At 66.8% G+C, this 1067-nt stretch carries 1 protein-coding gene; it reads right to left on the reverse strand.

Features of this window, described 5'->3' with window-relative positions:
• The coding region (tuf, locus tag ACLF3M_RS35285) for an elongation factor Tu (RefSeq protein WP_430661694.1) at positions 1–1067 on the reverse strand (1067 nt) is incomplete at both ends.

A 1067-nucleotide genomic window follows, 5' to 3' on the forward strand; every position in this document is an offset into this window, starting at 1 on the left:
ACGTTGTCGCCCGGCATCACCATCTCCGTCCCCTCCGGCAGCTTCACCACCCCCGTCACGTCCGTCGTGCGGAAGTAGAACTGCGGCCGGTAGTTCGTGAAGAACGGCGTGTGACGACCGCCCTCCTCCTTCGTCAGGATGTAGGCCTCGGCCAGGAAGTTCGTGTGCGGCGTGATCGAGCCCGGCGCCGCCAGCACCTGGCCGCGCTCCACGTCCTCGCGCTTGGTGCCGCGCAGCAGCGCGCCGATGTTGTCGCCCGCCTCGCCGCTGTCCAGCAGCTTGCGGAACATCTCGACGCCGGTGACCGTCGTCTTCACCGTGTCCTTCAGGCCGACGATCTCAACCTCCTCGCCCACCTTGATGATCCCGCGCTCCACGCGGCCCGTCACCACCGTGCCGCGGCCCGAGATCGAGAACACGTCCTCGATCGGCATCAGGAAGGGACGGTCCTTCGGGCGCTCCGGCTGCGGGATGTAGGCGTCCACCGCCTCCATCAGCTTCAGGATCGCCTGCTCGCCGATCTCCGGCGTCTTGTCCTCGAGCGCGGCCAGCGCCGAGCCCTTGATCACCGGGATGTCGTCGCCCGGGAACTGGTAGGAGGACAGCAGCTCGCGCACCTCCATCTCCACCAGCTCGACCAGGTCGGGATCGGCCATGTCCATCTTGTTCAGGAACACCACCAGCGCCGGCACGCCGACCTGGCGCGCCAGCAGGATGTGCTCGCGCGTCTGCGGCATCGGGCCGTCGGCGGCGGACACGACCAGGATCGCGCCGTCCATCTGCGCCGCACCCGTGATCATGTTCTTCACGTAGTCCGCGTGGCCCGGGCAGTCGACATGCGCATAGTGGCGGTTCGTCGTCTCGTACTCGACATGCGCGGTCGAGATCGTGATGCCGCGCGCCTTCTCCTCCGGCGCCTTGTCGATCTGATCATAGGCGGTGAAGGTCGCACCGCCGGTCTTCGCCAGCACCTTGGTGATCGCCGCCGTCAGCGACGTCTTCCCATGGTCCACGTGACCGATCGTCCCAATGTTGCAGTGCGGCTTGTTCCGCTCGAACTTTGCCTT

Origin of the sequence: Falsiroseomonas sp. HW251, assembly GCF_050563545.1 — a bacterium.
Classification (GTDB): domain Bacteria; phylum Pseudomonadota; class Alphaproteobacteria; order Acetobacterales; family Acetobacteraceae; genus Falsiroseomonas.